Source organism: Pseudomonas sp. SIMBA_068, assembly GCF_046534705.1.
Taxonomy (GTDB): Bacteria; Pseudomonadota; Gammaproteobacteria; order Pseudomonadales; family Pseudomonadaceae; genus Aquipseudomonas; species Aquipseudomonas putida.
Window position 1 is genome coordinate 1 of sequence record NZ_JAWRYI010000914.1, and the last position, 258, is coordinate 258.

Sequence of the window (258 nt, forward strand, 5' to 3'; positions counted from 1 at the left end):
CAACGCTCCCGGGGAATGCAATGTCGATGTCTGGTACCAGAGCACCCGCCACCAGGGCTCCAGCCACACCAGCGTGGTGGCCCCGGCCTGCACCTTCAGCCAACTGCCCTGGGTCTGATGCCCCTGGGCTTCGATCAACTGCTGGGTACGGGCCATGATCTCGTGGCCACGCAGGGTGATGGATGACGCCAGGCGTGGGTCGAAGAAGCGGCAACCGCTGGAGCCGAGCACGCCGTAGAAGGCGTTCATGATGATCTT

1 protein-coding gene is annotated in these 258 nt (G+C 64.0%); it reads right to left on the bottom strand.

Going from position 1 to position 258, the window contains the following annotated elements:
- The coding region (locus tag SB756_RS32045) for a DNA polymerase domain-containing protein (protein WP_410913498.1) at nt 1-258 on the bottom strand (258 nt) is incomplete at both ends.